This is a genomic window from Gordonia sp. ALPHA1B1, from assembly GCF_005502615.1.
GTDB lineage: Bacteria > Actinomycetota > Actinomycetes > Mycobacteriales > Mycobacteriaceae > Gordonia > Gordonia hongkongensis.
In genome coordinates this window covers 69,448-86,703 of the sequence record NZ_SCOC01000021.1, presented here as the reverse complement: position 1 = coordinate 86,703, position 17,256 = coordinate 69,448, and the positions used below count along the sequence as shown (strand labels likewise).

Here is a 17,256-nt window from a genome sequence, read left to right as displayed (position 1 = left end):
CACTCCCGACGCTTTGATCGCGATGGCGAACCTCACCAGGGGCGGCGCATGCCCAGAACTCCCACATCGAAACTGACCGAAAACCGCCCACTTTCAGATCAGGAGATCCACATGTGTTCTATGCGCATCGAGCGGCGGGAACGGCGGGATCCGTCGATCCTGCATGCCGATCTCGACTCGTTCTACGCCTCGGTCGAGCAGCGGGACGACCCCTCGCTTCGCGGCCGTCCGGTTCTCGTCGGCGGCGGCGTCGTCCTCGCGGCGAGCTATGAGGCCAAGGCCCGCGGGGTGCGATCGCCGATGCCGGGCCACGAGGCGCGGGCACTCTGTCCCGACGCGATCGTCGTCCGGCCGCGGTTCGAGGCCTACATGGAGGCGAGTCGGGAGGTCTTCGACATCTTCCACGACACCACTCCCGTGGTCGAGGGGATCTCGGTCGACGAGGCCTTCCTCGACGTCGGGGGGCTCGGCCGGATCAGCGGTACGCCGCACGACGTCGCATCGACGATCCGACGCCGCGTCCGCGAGGAGGTCGGTCTCCCCATCACGGTCGGCGGAGCACGCAGCAAGTTCCTCGCCAAGGTCGCCAGCGCCGTCGGCAAGCCGGACGGCCTGCTCATCGTCGAGCCGGGAACCGAACTCGACTTCCTGCATCCGCTCCCGGTCCGTCGACTCTGGGGGGTCGGTCCGGTCACCGAGGCCAAGCTGCACGACGCAGGAATCGAGACCGTCGGCCAGCTGGCGGCCCTCGGGGAGCGGTCGTTGCGCGGCATCGTCGGGTCGGGTGCCGGACGGCACCTCTTCGCGCTGTCACTCGCCCAGGACCCGCGTCGGGTGGAGACCGGCAAACGACGCAGCTCAATCGGTTCACAACGCGCGCTCGGCCGACGTCCGAAGTCCGAGGCCGACCTCGAGGCGACCATCACCGCGATCGTCGAACGATTGGGCAAACGGCTCCGAACGGCCGAACGGGTCTGTCGGACAATCGTTCTGCGGTTGCGCTTCGACGACTTCACCCGCGCCACCCGGTCCCGCACGCTGCTGGAGTCCACCGACCGCACCGACCTCATCATGACGTCGGCGCGCGGCCTCCTCGCCGACGCGATGCCGATCATCCGCGAACGGGGATGCACCCTGGTCGGGTTGTCGCTGACCAACCTCGACGACCACGACAGCATCCAGCTGACGCTTCCCTTCGACACCGACCATGCCCACGAACTCGACGCGACGATGGATCTGCTGCGGGACCGGTTCGGCCGCGACTCGGTCACCCGCGCGGTCCTCATCGGACGCAACCACGGCGACGACGCACCGATGCTGCCCGACTAGCGCGAAAAGCGCGAAACGCTACTTATGCGCCCAAGCGTGACTGTGATGCCGGTGACCCCCAACACTTCTGATGTGACCACCCGATGTGGTCGCCCTCACATCCGCTGCAGAATCGAGTAAGACAATGTTGGTAGCCCTCGGCCTCGGGATGGTCGCCACCTTCATGGTGCTGATCATCACCAAGCGGGCGACGCCCGTGGTCGCGCTGATCCTCGTCCCCGTCGCCTTCGGCCTCTTCGCCGGTGCCGGCCTCGGCATCAGCGACATGATCACCGACGGCATCAAAGACCTCGCCCCCACCGCGGCGATGCTGTTCTTCGCGATCATCTTCTTCGGCATCATGATCGACGTCGGACTCTTCGACCCGGTGGTCCGGGCGGTCGTCCGCGCGGTGCACGACGACCCGGCCCGCCTGGTGGTCGGAACCGCGGTGCTCGCCGGTGTCGTCTCCCTCGACGGCGACGGTTCGACGACCTTCATCATCACGACGGCCGCACTGCTGCCGCTGTACCTGAAGCTCGGCGTCAGCCCGGTCGTCCTCACGGTCGTCGCCGGACTCACCAACGGCACGATGAACATTTTGCCGTGGGGTGGCCCCACCGCCCGCGCCGCAAGTGCGCTGAACATCGACACCAACGACGTCTTCGTCCCGATGGTCCCCGCACTGGTGGCGGCGCTGATCGTCGTACTGCTCTTCGCCTATCACCTCGGTGTGCTCGAACGCCGGCGCATCGGCAAGCTGGAGATCCGGGATTCGATCCTCGCCCCGAAGGAAGAGGTACTGGTCGGCGCCGGCGGCGGAACCGGGTTGCCGCCCAAGGGTCGTCGGGCGCGCGGTTCGGGTTCGACGGGAACAGGCTCGGGCGCCTACGACGACGCTCCCACCGGCGATCACGATCTCAGCCGCCCCGTGGCGGGCGCCGCCGACGACGACCGCGACGCATCTTTCTCGGGCGTCCTCGACCCCAATCGGGAAACCCTGCGGCCCAAGCTCTTCTGGGTGAACGCCGGACTCACCGTGGCCCTGCTGGCCATCCTCGGTGCCGACATCGTCGCCATCCCGGTGCTGTTCATGATCTTCGCCGGCATCGCCCTGGCCATCAACTTCCCGCACATCAAGCAGCAGCAGGAGGCCATCACCCGGCACAGCTCGAGCATCGTGTCGGTGGTCGCCATGGTCCTCGCCGCCGCCGTCCTCACCGGCGTGTTCAACGGCACCGGGATGGTCGACGCCATCGCGCACTGGCTGGCCGATGGCATCCCCGACTGGATGGGCCCCCACATGGCCATCGTGATCGGCGTGCTCTCGATCCCGCTCACCTTCCTGATGAGCAACGACGCCTTCTACTACGGGGTGCTGCCGGTCCTGTCCGAGACCGCGACCCGCTACGGCATCGACCCCACCGAGATGGCGCGGGCATCGATCACCGGCCAGACCGTGCACATGCAGAGCCCGCTGGTCCCGGCGATCCTGCTGCTGGTCGCACTGGCCGGGGTCAGCCTGGCCGACCACCACAAGAAGGTCCTGTGGCGCGCCACGGTCGTCTCGCTGGTGATGCTCGCCGTCGGGGTCCTGGTCGGGGCCATCCCGTTCTGATACGGCCCAACCGGTGCATGCCGATCCACACTCCACGCGGCGATCCGTTCCCCACGGATCGCCGCGTCGGCGTGCCTGCCCCACAGCGAGCATTAGGCTGACACCATGCGTTTGCGGACGCAGGTGCTGCTCCTGCAGCTGGCGGTGATAGCGGTCAGCCTCGCGGTCGGGTTCGGTCTGGTCATCGCCGGAGCCGACGACCGGGTGCGCGACGAGTACGCACAGCGCGCGCTCGCCATCGCGCAGTCGGTCGCCGCCGACGCCGAGGTCCGCAGCGAGGTCGCCGCCCATCCCGGTGACCGGGTGGACGCGGCGGACCTGGTCGACGGCCCGCTGCAACGTCAGGCGGCGGCAGTACGAGCCCGGACCGGAGCCCTGTTCGTCGTCATCGGCAACGACCGCGGCATCCGTCTGGCACATCCCGAGGTGACGGAGCTGGCCAGGACGGTCTCCACGGACCCGTCGAAGGTGCTGTCCGGATCGAACGAGGTGAACACCGACCGGGGCACCCTCGGCGAGTCGGTCCGCGCGAAGGTCCCGGTCCTGAACACCGACGGCGTGGTCGTCGGGTTCGTGAGCGTCGGTGTCTCCACCGAACGCCTGGGCTCCGAGACCCGCACCGACATCGTCGCGATCGCGCTCCTCGCGCTTGCGGCACTGGGTATCGGCGCGGTGGGTTCGGTGCTGCTGGCCCGTCGGTGGCGCCGGCTCACCCTGGGTTTGGAGCCCGACGAACTGGCCGAGCTCGTCCGGGAACAGGGGGCGGTGCTGCACTCGATGGCCGACGGCGTGCTCGCCGTCGACGCCGACGGCATCGTGCGCGTCGTCAACGACAGGGCGCGTGCGCTGCTCGACATCGACGCCCCGGTCGGCACCCCCGCCGACGACCTCGGCCTGACCCCGCGGGTGGCGACCGTCCTGGCCACGCCCACCGACGAACCCCTCGCCGCCGGTGTCGGCGAACGGGTGGTGCTGGTGAGTTCCCATCGGGTGCGGGCCGACGGTCGCGACCTCGGCATGGTCCTGTCGGTGATCGATCGCACCGACGTCGAAGCACTCAGCCGCGAGGTGGATTCGATCAAGTCGATGAGCACCGCCCTACGCGCACAGCGCCACGAAACCGCCAACCGGATGCACGTACTCGCCGGCCTGCTCCGGCACGGGCACGCCGACGAGGCGCTCGCCTACCTGGACGAGGTCACCGGAACCGGACCGGGAGGGGCGCTTCTCGCCGGACTCGACAATGTGCGCGAACCACACCTCCACGCGTTTCTCGACGCGAAGGCGGCTCAGGCGCGCGAGCGCCGGGTGGTCCTGCGACTGGGCGACCAGACCTGGATTCAGGGCGTGCTCACCGAACCCGTCGTCGTCACCACCGTGCTCGGCAACCTCGTCGACAACGGGATCGATGCCGCCGCGTCCGGACCGGACGGTGGACAGCCCGGTGAGGTCGAGGTCGAGGTCATCGCCGACGGCGACACGGTCCTGGTCACCGTCGGGGACTCCGGACCCGGCATCGCCTTCGAGGACCCCGACGACGTCTTCGCCGAGGGCGTCACGACCAAATCGGGCGCGCACGTACCCGGCGGCCGCGGTATGGGACTCGCCCTGGCCCGGCAGATCGCGCGCCGGGTCGGCGGCGACGTGTGGGTCGCCGATGCGGGGGGTCGCGGCTCCGCGGATGATGACGAACCGGGCGGGGCCGTGTTCGTCGCCCGCCTGCCCGGCGTGCTCGCGCCGACGGACGAGGCCGAAGACGACTCGTACAGCCAGACCGAAGAACCGGGAGTGACCCCATGACCGACGACCTCGGCGTCCTGATCGTCGACGACGACTTCCGGGTCGCGGCTCTGCACTCGGCGATCGTCGACGCCGTCCGGGGCTTCTCGGTGCGAGCCCGGGCGGGCAGCATCGGTGCGGCACGTCAAGCGATCGCCGAACATCCCGACATCGATCTCGCACTCCTCGACGTCTACCTGCCGGACGGCTCGGGCATCGAACTGGTCGCCGAACTCGACTGCGACTGCTTCATCGTCGGCGCCGAGACCGACGCCTCGGCGGTACGAAGCGCGATGCGTGCCGGTGCGCTCGCCTACCTGATCAAACCCTTCGACGACGCCGACCTCGCCCGTCGGTTGGCCGGCTATGCCCAGTACCGGCGGATGCTGGCGGGCGAGAACGTCGACCAGCACGCCGTCGACGCAGCGCTGTCGGCACTGCGGTTCGGCACCCGCGCCGCGGACCGGGCCGAGGGTGGCTCGCCGACCGAACAGCGCATCCTGGCGTTGTTCGCCGAGGGCGCTCCGCTGTTCGCCGACGATGTGTCGCGGGAGATCGGCATCGCGGCACCGACCGCGCGGCGGCACCTCGCGAACCTCGTGGCGGCCGGGCGGTTGACGATGTCGCTCCAGTACGGCACCACCGGCCGGCCCCGGCAGGAGTACCGGCTGCCCCGGGCGTGACAACGGGATCGGTCGGCGCGGGACGCGGGGACCGGCCCGAGGATTAGAGTGGTGATCCATGACGATGCATGTCGAGACCGGTAATCCGGATCTGATCACAGTGGATGTCCCGACCCATTGGTACAACCTCGCGGCCGAACTCGACACGCCGATCCCGCCGCACCTGCATCCGGGCACCAAGGAACCGGTCGGTCCGAGCGATCTCGCCGCGTTGTTCCCGAGCGGCCTCATCGCGCAAGAGGTGTCCACCGAGCCCTACATCGAGATCCCCGAACCGGTGCGCGAGATCTACCGGATGTGGCGGCCGTCGCCGCTGATCCGCGCGCGTCGTTTCGAGGAGGCGCTCAACACCAGGGCGCGGATCTACGTGAAGTACGAGGGCGTCAGTCCGGTCGGCAGCCACAAGACGAATTCGGCTGTCGCGCAGGCGTACTACAACAGCCTCGACGGTGTCACCAAACTGACGACGGAGACCGGAGCCGGTCAGTGGGGGAGCGCACTGGCGTTCGCGGGTGCGCAGTTCGGCATCGACGTCGAAGTGTGGCAGGTCCGTGCGTCGTACAGCTCGAAACCCTACCGGGGGTTCCTCATCCGCACCTACGGCGGGACCATCCACCCCAGTCCGTCCGAGCTGACCGAGTCGGGTCGCGCGATGCTCGCCAAGGACCCGAACACCACGGGCAGCCTGGGGATGGCCGTCAGCGAGGCCGTCGAGGTCGCCGCCTCGAACCCCGACACCCGTTACGCGCTGGGCAGCGTGCTCAATCACGTGGTGCTGCACCAGAGTGTCATCGGGCAGGAGGCCGTCGACCAGCTCAACGCGGTGGAGCCGGGTGGTGCCGACGTCGTGTTCGGTTGTGCCGGAGGCGGTTCGAACCTCGCGGGGTTGTCGTTCCCGTTCCTGCGGGAGAAGCTGCACGGCCGCTCGGATCCGCGCGTCATCGCCGCCGAGCCCGCCGCGTGCCCGTCGATCACGCAGGGGGAGTATCGGTACGACCACGGTGACGTCGCCGGACTCACCCCGTTGCTCAAGATGCACACGCTCGGTATGGATTTCGTGCCCGACCCGATCCATGCCGGTGGTCTGCGCTACCACGGCATGGCGCCCGCGCTGAGCCACACGGTGGAGCTCGGTCTGGTGCAGGGCGTTGCCATCTCCCAGCACGACGCGTTCTCCGCGGGCGTGCAGTTCGCCCGGACCCAGGGCATCGTCCCGGCTCCCGAGTCGACGCACGCGATCGCGGCCTGCGCCGCGCACGTCGCCGACAGCGACAAGGACGAGGTCGTCGTGATCGGGCTGTCGGGCCACGGGCAACTAGATCTGCCCGCGTACGCCGAGTTCCTCGAGGGCAACTTCTGAGTCGATCAGTGATCCCGGTGATGCGGACGGTCGGCGTCGACCTGTCCGCATCGCCGGCGAAAACAGCTGTCGCATGCGTCGATTGGGATGCGGAGAGGGCCGTGCTCACCGACCTCGTCGTGGGCGCGGACGACACCGCCATCCGACGCCTCGTCGAGGGATCGACCCGCATCGGGATCGACTCCCCCTTCGGCTGGCCCGACGAGTTCGTCGACTTCGTCGTCGCGCATCATCGCAACGAATTGTCGAAGGGGCGGGAGCTCGACGACATCGCCCGTCGACGACCACTTGCGTTGCGTCGCACCGATCTGCGGATCGTCGATGCCGGTGTCGGTCGTCCGCTCAGCGTGTCGGCGGACCAGATCGCGCACGTCGCGTTCCGATGCGCCGGCTTGCTTGCGGACCTGGGCGTCGACGACCGCGTCGACGGGTGGGCGGTCGAGGCGTATCCCGCGGGGGCACTCAAGCGCTGGGGACTGACCTCGCGCGGATACAAACGGGCCGCCAATGTTTCGGTGCTCGCCGGGCTCGTCGTCGCTCTCGAAGAAGCTGCGCCATGGTTGGATCTCAGCGTTCATGCCGAGACCATGGCCCGTGACGACGACGCGTTCGACGCCGTGATCACCGCGCTGATCGCGCGCGCCGCCGAGCTCGGCCGGACCATCCTGCCCGATGCCACCGACCGGCCGTTCGCCGCGCGGGAGGGGTGGATCCACGTACCCAGCGCCGAACTGGCGGAGCTGATCTGAGTTGGGGCCTCGGTCAAGTCCAGCGACAACCGCATGAGCACGCGCGGGAACCCGGCGAGGACCGACGAGGTGTCGGCCGCCTTGGTGAAACCGGCCTTCTCGAACAGAGCGCGGGTCCCGACATAGGCCATCGTCAGGTCGACCTTGGCGCCCTGATTGTCGACGGGGTAGCCCTCGATCGCGGGGGCACCGTTCGACCGTGCGCAGTCGACGGCCCCGGCCAGGAGTGCGTGCGAAATCCCCTGCTTGCGGTGACCGGGGCGGACACGGATGCACCACACCGACCACACCGGTAGGTCGTCCACGTGCGGGATCCTCCGGTTCCGGGCGAAGCTCGTGTCCGCGCGCGGTGAGACAGCCGCCCAGCCGACGACCTCGCCCGCGTCGTCGTAGGCGAGCACACCCAGCGGAATGCCACTGTCGCACAACTCTTTCACGAACTCTCCGCGCTGCTCGCGGACCAGCTCCTGGTTCTGCTTGCTCGGAATGCGGTAGCTCAGACACCAGCACACGTTCGACGTCGGCTTCTTCGGACCGACCATCGTGGCGATGTCGTCGAAGATCGTCGCGGGCCGGACCTCGATGGGCATGGGTCCCATGGTCGTCGGCACGGTCCGGGACGGCAAGCGGGCCGGTGTCAGCCCTGTGGCTGTCGCTCACGCCCCTGCTCCCTCATCCGAAAGAACGACATAACCATTGCTCCCTGAGGTGCGAGGAGCGCCAGCGACGAGCCACGAAGGGTCAAGGAGCCGACTGTGCCGGTCCGGCCCCGAAGACGGTCCGGTACCAGATCGCGGTGAGGATCTCGATGGCCGTGTCGTCGTCGGGGACGGGCCCGGCGGCGTCGCCGCGGACCGCAAGCCAGGTCCAGCACGTGGATTCGAGGGTCGCGACCAGTGCGGACGCCAGCGGTTCGAGCGGCAAGCCGATGGAGTAACCCGCGCGCTCGGCACCGTGCAGACCGGACAACACCTGCTTCACACCGGACACCCGGTTGGCCAGCCAGCGGTTGCGGAAATCGTCGTCGGTCATCGACATCTGGAACAGGCCGATGATCTCGGGCAGGTACTTCTTGTATGTCGTCCAGTACGCGGTCACGGCCGCGCGGACGCTCGCCTCCGGCTCGGTGTGCCGGGTCGCGAGCGACTGCTCCACCACTTCGTCCGAGAATTGATCCAGCAGGGCTTCGAGCAGTCGGTCCTTGCTGTCGTAGTAGTTATAGAACGAACCGGTCGACCGGCCGGCAGCGGCGGAGATGTCCGAGATCTTGGTGTTCAGGTAGCCCTTTTCGGCGAACGTCCGGCGCGCGGCGTCGAGAAACGCGGCCTCGGTCTGGCGACCTTTGTTCGTCGGCGGCACCGTGAGCTCCTTCCGCGGACCGATTCTCCATCGAACCATGGGGACGGTCGATGACCGCACTCGGATCGACGGAAAGTGTGACCCTTGTCATCTTCTGAACCTGAATCTAGCATCAGAAAAACGCAGAGACAGGAGTTCGGCATGGAATCGTTCGTCCAGCACCGCAAGGGGCGCACGCCTCGGCAGGTGCACCGAGATGTCGCCGATCTGAAAGACGATGAGCTCGGACGATACGGTTTCACCGGCCGCACGGCACATCTGTATCGACGCAACGACCCGACGCAGTTCCGGGCGGTGGGCACCCACACCGGCGTCGATCGAATCGTCACCGACCTCGCGCCCACCGACCAGAACGACCCCGCGGGTGAGCCGCTGCTGATGTTCCATAACGAGGACTGCCGGATTTCTTTGAGTCGTCGGAAAGAGGCCGCTCCGTTCTGGTTTCGCCCGGTCGACGGCGACGAACTCGTCTTCGTCCACGAGGGCACCGGGTATTTCGAGACCGAGTTCGGTCGATTGCCCTACCGGCCCGGCGATTACGTATATCTCCCCAAGGGGTGCACCTATCGTCAGGTGCCCGACGGTGCGTCGTTGCTGCTCGTCATCGAGGCGGTCGACGAGTTCCGGGTGCCCGAACCGGGCGTACTGGGCAGGTTCTTCCCCTTCGACTCCTCGCTCGTCGTCGTTCCCGAGGCGGAGGCGTTCGACGGTGACGGCCGAGACGAGTACGAGGTGCGGTTCCGGCAGCGAGAGGGGCAGACATCGCTGTTCTACCCGTTCCACCCGCTCGACGTAGAGGGCTGGCGTGGAGACAATTTCCCGTTCACGTTCAACATCGAGGATTACGACGTCATCACCTCCGAGACGGTGCATCTGCCGCCCACGGTGCATCTGTTCATGCAGGCGACCGGGGTGTACGTGATGAACTTCCTGCCGCGCCCCGCCGAGGCGCGCAGAGGTGCCGAACGGCTGCCGTGGTACCACCGGAACACCGACTTCGACGAGATCGCGTTCTTCCACGGCGGCAGCATGTTCGGAGTCGGCATGCCGCCGGGCCTGATCTCCCACGCACCCCAGGGGATGCATCACGGCATCCCGGAGCGGGCGCGAGAGCGTTCCCGGCGCAAGTTCGACGAGTTCGACCGCGTGGAATGGCAGGTGATCTCGATCGACACCCGTCGACGGTTGATCGCCGCACCCGCACTTTTCGAATCCGGGGTCGCGGACTCCGCACAGGCCGGCGCCGGGTCACGAGTATGAGCGACCGGGGGGACGTGCCTCGTCACGACTACGACCGCATTCCCTATCTCGTTGTCTTCGATGATCTCTCGGCGTACCAGGACACCTACGGCGGGGTGACCGAGAGTGTGGTGCTCGAGAGCTACCTGCTCCGCCCCTGTGGCGTGCCGTCGAAGAACGTCATCGTCTTCATGCACCCGATCGGGGGCGGCGCCTACTTGCCGATGACCAATGCGCTCGCCCGCGCCGGCCACCATGTCATCTACTGCAACAGCCGGTATCGCGGCGTCGACAGTGCGTTGATCATGGAGAAGGTGGTGCAGGATCTCGGTGCGTGCGTGAAGGATGCGCGCGAACGCCTCGGTTACGAGAAGGTCATCCTGGCCGGGTGGAGCGGCGGCGGCGCACTGTCGCTGTACTACCAGCAGCAGGCACAGCACGCGACGGTCGCCGCCACACCTGCCGGGGAACCGCCGGACCTGACCGCCCTCGACCTCCCCGCCGCCGACGGCATGATGCTGCTCGCGGCGCACGTCTCGCGGCACGGGACCCTGACCGAGTGGATGGACCCGTCGATCCTCGACGAGTCGGATCCCGACAACCGCGATCCGGAGCTGGACCTCTACAATCCCTCGAACCCGAACCAGCCGCCGTACTCGGCGGAGTTCCTCGACCGTTACCGCGCGGCGCAGATCGACCGCAACCGGCGGATCACCGCCTGGGTGAAAGAGCGACTCGTCGATCTGCGCGGGCGGGGCGAACCGCTGATGGAGCGCGGTTTCATCGTGCACGGAACGATGGCCGATCCGCGCTGGCTCGACCTGACCGTCGACCCGAGCGATCGCAAGCTCGGTTGCTATCTGGGTGATCCGCGGATCGTCAACATGGGCCCGGTCGGACTCGCCCGGTTCACCACGCTGCGAAGTTGGCTGTCGCAGTGGAGCTTCGACGACGCCAACGGCGACGGTCCCCGGTGTGCGGCCGATCTCGCGGTCCCGACACTGGTCATCGGCAACTCCGCCGACAACGCGTGCACGCCCAGTCATACGCACCGCCTCTTCGACGCGGTCGGTCATCCCGACAAGACCCTGCACACCATTGTCGGTGCGACGCACTACTACTCGGGCCGAGACCAGATCCCACACCTGAAAGAGGCGGTCGGGACCATCACCGAGTGGCTGGCCGAGCGGTCGTGGGCCAACTGACGGCCTGGGTTCGCTGAAAACCGCCCGGTGGAAAGTGCTCGGGGACGTAGCGCCCGGTGTCCGTTTCTGATGGGCGGTTATCAGCTTGGCTTTCTCCAGGCAGGCGACCGGGTGCGGTGGTACCCCCGAGCGATGATCTCGGCGATGTCCGCATAGGTGTCGGCCCAGTCGCCGAACACCTGTGCATAGGTGACCCGCAACGGAAAGTAACCGCGTGAGATCAGCTTTCGGTCTCGAGTGCGATCCTCCTCGTACTTCTCGATTCCGGAGTGGTGTTCGACGCTGTCCAGCTCGAGCGCGAGCCGTTCTCCGACGAGCAGATCGACCCATCCGACACTGGGTACGTGGTGCTGGACCGTGACTCGCAAGCCGGCGCTTCTGAGACGCAGGCGGGCTGCTGTCTCGGTTCCCGACGCGGCGAGTCGGTGAGTCTTCTCGATGGCGCGCTTGATGAACATCGGCGCGTCATCGAACTCGGTGCGGAGTCGTGCGGGCGTGATCTTGCCGGTGTTGAGTGCGGAGTCGCACAGGATGACGAATCCCTCGACGTCGAAGCACCGGGCGGCGTACTGCAATGCTGTCGCGACATCGTCGACGGCGCCGTCGGCCGGGGTCGGCCGGCCTACCGTCGGCACCTGTCGTGGGATCGGCGACGCTCGTGGCGCGTCACCCGCGAATGCACTTGTTCGGGATGTTCAGGTATCCAGAGTCCGTGGCGTCGTAGCGCGGTCGCACAGGAGACGACGCCGTGATCGGCGACGGCCCCGACCACTTCTGGATCGGCGGACTCGGTCCGATACCACCCATGGCGTATCGACGAGAGCGTGCCGGAACGGCACGCATCCCGGATCGATGCGGCGGTCTCGCCGGCGGCCAGGAGTTGATGGGTGGCGACGACGCCGCCGAACCCCTCGGTGAGCTCGTCGAAGGTCATGCGGGACAGTGTCGGTCGTGGCGGCGGGCAGAACCCGGCGTCCGAGACGTCTGTGGATAACTACGTCAGCCATCTGAAAACCGCCCGTGGAAAACGGACAGCCGACAGACCGTCGTCGGGTCCGCTCCACCGGGCGGTTTTCAGACGACGGTCATTCCAGCAGCTTCTTCTGCACCTTGCCCATCGCATTGCGCGGGAGGGACTCGACGAACCGGATCTCGCGCGGCCGCTTGTGATTCGACAGCTCGCCGGCGACGAACTCGATGAGCTCGGTGTCGGCGACCTGGTCGCCGACGACGTAGACGACGATGCGTTGGCCCAGGTAGTCGTCGGGGACGCCGATCACCGCCACCTCGCGGACCGCCGGGTGGGCGAGCAGGACGGTCTCGATCTCGCCGGCCCCGATGCGGAACCCGCCGGACTTGATGAGGTCGGTCGCTCGTCGGCCGACGATGCGGTGCATCCCGTCCCCGTCGATGACCGCGACGTCACCGGTCGCGAAAAAGCCGTCGGAAAGCCAGGATTCGGCAGTCGCATCCGGACGATTCAGATACCCGGACGCCATCATCGGGCCGCGGACGTGGAGATCGCCCACGCTCTCGCCGTCGTGGGGCAGCGGCTCACCGTTCTCCACCAGCCTGGTCTCCACGTGGGCGAGCGGGAGACCCACCCATCCGGGCCGGCGCTGTCCGTCGACGCGCGTGCTGACGGTGATCAGTGTCTCGGTCATGCCGTAACGCTCGACGATCTCGTGGCCGGTGAGCTCGTGGATCCGCTCGAAGACCGGCACGGGAAGCGGGGCGCTGCCCGACACCAGGACGCGCGCCGACGACAGCGTCTGTGCCGCAGTCGGATCGGCGGCGACGCGGCTCCACACCGTCGGCACGCCGAAGAACATGGTCGCGCCGGATCCGGCGGCACCGGCTTAGGTGTCCGCGGTCGGGGTGACGGTGTGGATCAGTCGCCCGCCCCGTCGCAGGGGACCCAGGACCCCCAGGATCAACCCGTGGACGTGGAACAGCGGAAGGCCATGCGCCAGAGTGTCGTCGGCGGTCCACAGCCACGCATCGGCGAGTGCGTCGAGGCCCTCGGCGATGCTCTGCCTGGTGATCGGAACACCTTTGGGGAGGCCGGTCGTGCCGGAGGTATAGAGGATCAGTGCGGTCGAATCGGCGTGCGGTTCCGGGTGACGGTGCCACGATTTCGCGTAGCGGCGGACCGGGATGACGGGCAGGGTCGGCGCGGTGGGGGCCTGTCCGAGCCACGCCTGTGCCCCCGAGTCCGCGAGGATGTGCTCGAACTCGCGCGGCCCGGAGTCGGGCGGAACGGGGACGACCGGCACCCCGGCGATCAGCGCGCCCACCACCGCCAGCACCGTCTCCACCGTCGGCGTGGCCAGTACCGCGACGGTTCGGGCACCGGCGATCCGTTCGGCGACCGCCGTCGCGGCCCCGACGAGGTCCTCGCGCGACAGCTTGTCGTCGCCGACACGGATCACGGCGGGGTCGTCCGGTGCGGTGGGGGTCAGGGTGGGCAGCAGCACGTGTTCACTGTGCCACGACGGGTCCATCCCGCCCGTCACCTGCGCAGATCGCCGAGGTCACACGGCGTGCGCCCCTCACGCCGACCGCCGTCGGCGGTGGGACACCCCGACCCGCACTCCTGAGCGCATGCCCTCGGCGCCGATGGCATGATCTCGTGCACACGCAGCGACCGATCGGGGGCAACGATGTCTGAGCGCTTTCACCTGAGCACCATGCGCCTACGAGACCCGGCCGAACCGGGCCGGACGGCCAGCACGCTCGAGCTCTTCTTCGATCTGGTCTTCGTGGTCGCGGTCAGCATCGCAGCCGTCCAGCTCCATCACGCACTCACCGAGAACCACATCGTCGACGGGGTCGTGTCGTACGCCTTCATCTTCTTCGCCATCTGGTGGGCGTGGATGAACTTCACCTGGTTCGCGACATCGTTCGGCACCGACGACTGGCTCTACCGGGTGCTCACCTTCGTCCAGATGGCGGGTGTGCTGGTGCTGGCCGCCGGGATCGAGCCCGCCTTCGTCGACCACGAGTTCACCCTGGTCGTGTTCGGCTACGTGGTCATGCGCGTCGCGATGGTCGCGCAGTGGTTGCGCGCTTCCGGCTCTGCCGGAGACCGCCGCCGGACGACCCGGCTCTATGCCGCCGGGATCGCCGTCGTCCAGATCTTGTGGCTGCTATGGCTGTTCGTACCGTCGGGAGCAGCCGCAACCATCGGGTTCGTGATGCTCGTCGGTGCCGAGCTCGCGGTGCCGGTGGTCGCCGAGAAGCAGGGAAACACTCCGTGGCATCCGCATCACATCACCGAACGGTACGGACTGTTCACGCTGATCCTGCTCGGCGAGAGCCTGTTGGCGTCGTCGAACGCCATCATCGAGGCCCTGCACAACGAACAGGAGCTCGCCCCGCTGATCTCGATCGCGATCCTCACGTTCATCGCGACCGCCGCGCTGTGGTGGATCTACTTCTGGCCGCCGCACCACCGGGCCATCGGATCGCTCGCCGACTCCCTTCGATACGGATACGTCCACTACTTCGTCTTCGCCGCTGCCGGTGCCTTCTCGGCCGGTATCGAGGTCGAGATCGACGTCCTGACCCACCACAGCGAGCTGACGGAAACCCAGGCGTCGTTCACGGTCACGATCCCCATTGCCGTCTTCATCCTGGGCATCTGGTGGATTGCTCTGCGCGCCAACGCTGATCGCGTGGTGAACACCGTGGTACCGGTCGGTGCCGTGCTGGTCCTGCTCGACCCGGTCATCCCGGTCCCGTTCGCCTTGACCGCCGTCTTCCTCGTCGCGATTGTCGTCGTCCTGGTCCTTCGACCACCACTCACCACAACCGGTGACCCGTACGCGTGACTACCGCATCGCCGCCATGATGCCGGTGAGCAGCCAACTGCGTAATCGCGCGGTGCTCCAGTTCCGTTCGACGGTGAAGTAGCGATGGGTCGCCGGGCCGGTGAGATAGCTCAGAATGTCGGCGAATTCGTCGACCCGGGTGTCGGAGATCAGGCCCCGGTGGACGAACCAGTGGCAGCCGGTGTGCACGTCGTCGAGCCGGCGGAGCTCAGACCGCTCGAGTTGTTCGCCGATGGCCGGGTCGGTGTCGGCCGCCAGCGTCGCGGCATGCCATAGATCGGCGATCCGGCTGTTCGCGGCGACGACGTGGTCGACGTACCGCCCGATGGCGCGATCGGTGTCGGTGTCGTTCATGATCGCGATGAACTCGGGTCGCTCGAGCAGCGAGACGAACTTCTCGTCACCGGTGAAGGCGCGTTCGAGGACGGCCGTCATGAGGGACGCTTTCGACCCCGCCTGATGCACGGTGCCGACGGACACCCCGGCCTGCTGCGCGATCTGCTGCACGGTGGTCCGCGAATATCCCTGCTGGACGAATAGAGCCTGGGCGGCGTCGAGGATGCGTGTCCGCGTCTGCGCGGCGCTGATCGCGCGCTTACGCGGTGTGTAGGGGCGTTTGCTCACGCCGGCCTCCGGTCGGGTCGGACTCCAACGACAACGATAGTAGTGGCATTGCTGGGCTTCGCCCAAAGGTCGATCACGGTCCCCGAATTCACTTAGCCCGCTGAAGTGCAAAGATGGGACCGATCGCGTGAGAGCGCTCATCCGACGTCTAATTTGGTTAGAGTCAAGCTCTACCCAAATGGAGGATTGATGTCGACCATTCTGGTGTGCGCCACCCCGCTGGCAGGACACGTCGGTCCGCTCACCGCTGTCGGACGTGTGCTCGCGGATCGGGGTCACGAGGTGATCATGCTGACCGGCTCGCGTTTCGCCGAGCGGGTTGGCGACGCCGGGTTGACCGTCGGATCGCTGACCGGAGTCGCCGATCTGGACGAACGTGACCCCGACAGCTTCACCCCCGATCGGCATCGGTACCGCGGATTGGCGCTGTCGCGCTATCAGGTCGAGCGGACGTTCATCGCGCCGCTGCCGGAGCAGGCGACGGCGGTGGCGTCGGTCGTCGGCCGCCGGGGCGTCGACGTGATCCTGTGCGACGGCACCTTCGCCGGGATCATCCCCCTGCTGTCTCGACCACCGGGCCGGCGGCCTCCGGTGATCGGTGTCGGCACCATGCCGCTCGCTCAGTCCAGTCCCGACGTCGCCCCCTTCAACAGTGGCTTGCCGCCGATGTCCGGTCCACTGGGTCGGCTCCGTAACCGGTTGGCTCACATGGCAGTACGGCGGGTGTTGTTCGCGTCCACGCAGTCCTCGGTGCGTGACCTGGTCCGACGGGCCGGGGGCTCGCTTGATCATTTCGTCCTCGACCTGTCCAGGGCGTTCGACCGTTTCGTTCAGTTGGGCCCGGCCGAATTCGAGTATCCGAGATCAGATCTCGCGCCGAACACGGTGTTCGCGGGGCCGGTGTTCCCTGGCGGTGCTGTTCCCCCGCCGCCGTGGTGGTCGGAGATGGTCGACGACGACCGCCCGATCGTTCACGTCACCCAGGGCACGCTCGACAACGACGACTTCTCCCAACTGATCGAACCCGCCGTCGCCGGGCTGGCCGAGATGGACGTCCAGGTCGTCGTGACAACCGGCGGTGCGGACCCGGATCCCGTGCCGCGGAACGACAACACGCGGGTCGCGCGGTTCCTCGACTACGACGCCCTGTTGCCGCGCACATCGGTGCTGATCACCAACGGCGGCTACGGCGGAGTGCTGCAGGCACTGCGCCACGGCGTGCCCGTCGTCGTCGCACCAGGGGGTGAGGACAAGCCCGAAGTCGCGGCTCGGGTGGCGTACTTCGGGGTCGGCGCAGATCTGGGGACCCGGCGACCCGCTCCTGCGGACCTCGCCGCGACGGTACGCCGCATCCTGGCCGACGACGGCGTTGCCGTTCGGTGTCGGCAGATGGCGCATGCGATCGCCGGTTACGACTCGACCCAGACGATCGTGACCGAAGTCGATCGGGCGGTTCGTCGATCGACCCGCTCATCCTGACCCGCCGCGCGGTCGGTGTC

Annotated in this window: 14 protein-coding genes and 2 pseudogenes; 10 read left to right on the top strand and 6 right to left on the bottom strand. The window is 67.7% G+C overall.

All coding sequences use genetic code 11. The features are described from left to right. Window positions 1-120: 120 nt before the first annotated feature. The 6 genes from dinB to FFS52_RS15210 all read left to right on the top strand — a co-directional run bounded on the left by dinB (window position 121) and on the right by FFS52_RS15210 (window position 7,497). Window positions 121-1,329: a DNA polymerase IV gene (gene dinB, locus FFS52_RS15235; RefSeq protein WP_068971351.1), complete on the top strand. Its 1,209-nt coding sequence runs from the start codon at window positions 121-123 to the stop codon at window positions 1,327-1,329. Between the two features lie 85 nt (window positions 1,330-1,414). Then, window positions 1,415-2,926 (top strand): SLC13 family permease, encoded by a 1,512-nt coding sequence (locus tag FFS52_RS15230; protein WP_278250878.1) that lies wholly within the window; start codon window positions 1,415-1,417, stop codon window positions 2,924-2,926. A gap of 105 nt (window positions 2,927-3,031) precedes the next feature. Then, on the top strand, window positions 3,032-4,726 hold the full coding sequence (locus tag FFS52_RS15225; RefSeq protein WP_068971353.1) for a sensor histidine kinase: 1,695 nt from the start codon (window positions 3,032-3,034) through the stop codon (window positions 4,724-4,726). Next, window positions 4,723-5,388 (top strand): response regulator, encoded by a 666-nt coding sequence (locus tag FFS52_RS15220; RefSeq protein WP_068971354.1) that lies wholly within the window; start codon window positions 4,723-4,725, stop codon window positions 5,386-5,388. Before FFS52_RS15225 ends, FFS52_RS15220 begins: the two co-directional genes overlap by 4 nt. A gap of 58 nt (window positions 5,389-5,446) precedes the next feature. Beyond that, complete coding sequence (locus FFS52_RS15215; RefSeq protein ID WP_068971355.1) at window positions 5,447-6,748, top strand: TrpB-like pyridoxal phosphate-dependent enzyme; 1,302 nt, start codon at window positions 5,447-5,449, stop codon at window positions 6,746-6,748. Between the two features lie 20 nt (window positions 6,749-6,768). After that, on the top strand, window positions 6,769-7,497 hold the full coding sequence (locus tag FFS52_RS15210; protein ID WP_171011648.1) for a DUF429 domain-containing protein: 729 nt from the start codon (window positions 6,769-6,771) through the stop codon (window positions 7,495-7,497). 20 nt (window positions 7,498-7,517) lie between these two features. Here the strand turns inward: FFS52_RS15210 and FFS52_RS15205 are convergent. Together FFS52_RS15205 and FFS52_RS15200 are read right to left on the bottom strand one after the other, a co-directional pair. Next, a pseudogene (locus FFS52_RS15205) lies at window positions 7,518-8,087 on the bottom strand (GNAT family N-acetyltransferase); the annotation flags it as partial. A gap of 151 nt (window positions 8,088-8,238) precedes the next feature. Continuing rightward, window positions 8,239-8,856: a TetR/AcrR family transcriptional regulator gene (locus FFS52_RS15200; protein ID WP_065629528.1), complete on the bottom strand. Its 618-nt coding sequence runs from the start codon at window positions 8,854-8,856 to the stop codon at window positions 8,239-8,241. 141 nt (window positions 8,857-8,997) lie between these two features. Between FFS52_RS15200 and FFS52_RS15195 the strand changes: the two genes are divergently transcribed. Then, window positions 8,998-10,116 (top strand): homogentisate 1,2-dioxygenase, encoded by a 1,119-nt coding sequence (locus tag FFS52_RS15195; RefSeq protein ID WP_137810177.1) that lies wholly within the window; start codon window positions 8,998-9,000, stop codon window positions 10,114-10,116. Beyond that, window positions 10,113-11,300, top strand: coding sequence for an alpha/beta fold hydrolase (locus tag FFS52_RS15190; protein ID WP_137810176.1), 1,188 nt, complete (start codon window positions 10,113-10,115; stop codon window positions 11,298-11,300). The genes FFS52_RS15195 and FFS52_RS15190 overlap by 4 nt, the downstream gene beginning before the upstream one ends. An 80-nt stretch (window positions 11,301-11,380) precedes the next feature. On the opposite strand, the gene FFS52_RS23920 is transcribed toward FFS52_RS15190, so the two are convergent. The 3 genes and pseudogenes from FFS52_RS23920 to FFS52_RS15180 all read right to left on the bottom strand — a co-directional run bounded on the left by FFS52_RS23920 (window position 11,381) and on the right by FFS52_RS15180 (window position 13,777). Then, the gene (locus tag FFS52_RS23920) at window positions 11,381-11,935 is read right to left on the bottom strand and encodes an endonuclease domain-containing protein (protein ID WP_247450654.1); all 555 of its coding nucleotides are present in this window, start codon (window positions 11,933-11,935) and stop codon (window positions 11,381-11,383) included. After that, complete coding sequence (locus tag FFS52_RS23915) at window positions 11,923-12,234, bottom strand: hypothetical protein (RefSeq protein WP_247450652.1); 312 nt, start codon at window positions 12,232-12,234, stop codon at window positions 11,923-11,925. Before FFS52_RS23915 ends, FFS52_RS23920 begins: the two co-directional genes overlap by 13 nt. A gap of 151 nt (window positions 12,235-12,385) precedes the next feature. Continuing rightward, window positions 12,386-13,777: pseudogene (locus tag FFS52_RS15180) on the bottom strand (acyl-CoA synthetase). 186 nt (window positions 13,778-13,963) lie between these two features. On the opposite strand from FFS52_RS15180, the gene FFS52_RS15175 reads away from it, so the two are divergent. Beyond that, window positions 13,964-15,133, top strand: a complete 1,170-nt coding sequence (locus FFS52_RS15175) for a low temperature requirement protein A (protein WP_137810175.1) — start codon at window positions 13,964-13,966, stop codon at window positions 15,131-15,133. Here the strand turns inward: FFS52_RS15175 and FFS52_RS15170 are convergent, their stop codons facing one another. Continuing rightward, window positions 15,134-15,757: a TetR/AcrR family transcriptional regulator gene (locus FFS52_RS15170; protein WP_068972316.1), complete on the bottom strand. Its 624-nt coding sequence runs from the start codon at window positions 15,755-15,757 to the stop codon at window positions 15,134-15,136. A 189-nt stretch (window positions 15,758-15,946) separates the two neighbouring features. Here FFS52_RS15170 and FFS52_RS15165 point away from each other — a divergent pair, with 189 nt between their 5' ends. Further along, window positions 15,947-17,236, top strand: coding sequence for a nucleotide disphospho-sugar-binding domain-containing protein (locus FFS52_RS15165; protein ID WP_137810174.1), 1,290 nt, complete (start codon window positions 15,947-15,949; stop codon window positions 17,234-17,236). Window positions 17,237-17,256: the final 20 nt, after the last annotated feature.

What these genes read in the sequence shown, in the direction of transcription:
- dinB (WP_068971351.1), top strand. Translation starts at nt 121, where the DNA reads ATGCGCATCGAGCGGCGGGAACGGCGGGATCCGTCGATCCTGCATGCC.
- FFS52_RS15225 (WP_068971353.1), top strand. Translation starts at nt 3,032, where the DNA reads ATGCGTTTGCGGACGCAGGTGCTGCTCCTGCAGCTGGCGGTGATAGCG.
- FFS52_RS15220 (WP_068971354.1), top strand. Translation starts at nt 4,723, where the DNA reads ATGACCGACGACCTCGGCGTCCTGATCGTCGACGACGACTTCCGGGTC.
- FFS52_RS15215 (WP_068971355.1), top strand. Translation starts at nt 5,447, where the DNA reads ATGACGATGCATGTCGAGACCGGTAATCCGGATCTGATCACAGTGGAT.
- FFS52_RS15210 (WP_171011648.1), top strand. Translation starts at nt 6,769, where the DNA reads ATGCGGACGGTCGGCGTCGACCTGTCCGCATCGCCGGCGAAAACAGCT.
- FFS52_RS15195 (WP_137810177.1), top strand. Translation starts at nt 8,998, where the DNA reads ATGGAATCGTTCGTCCAGCACCGCAAGGGGCGCACGCCTCGGCAGGTG.
- FFS52_RS15190 (WP_137810176.1), top strand. Translation starts at nt 10,113, where the DNA reads ATGAGCGACCGGGGGGACGTGCCTCGTCACGACTACGACCGCATTCCC.
- FFS52_RS23915 (WP_247450652.1), bottom strand. Translation starts at nt 12,234, where the DNA reads ATGACCTTCGACGAGCTCACCGAGGGGTTCGGCGGCGTCGTCGCCACC.
- FFS52_RS15175 (WP_137810175.1), top strand. Translation starts at nt 13,964, where the DNA reads ATGTCTGAGCGCTTTCACCTGAGCACCATGCGCCTACGAGACCCGGCC.
- FFS52_RS15165 (WP_137810174.1), top strand. Translation starts at nt 15,947, where the DNA reads ATGTCGACCATTCTGGTGTGCGCCACCCCGCTGGCAGGACACGTCGGT.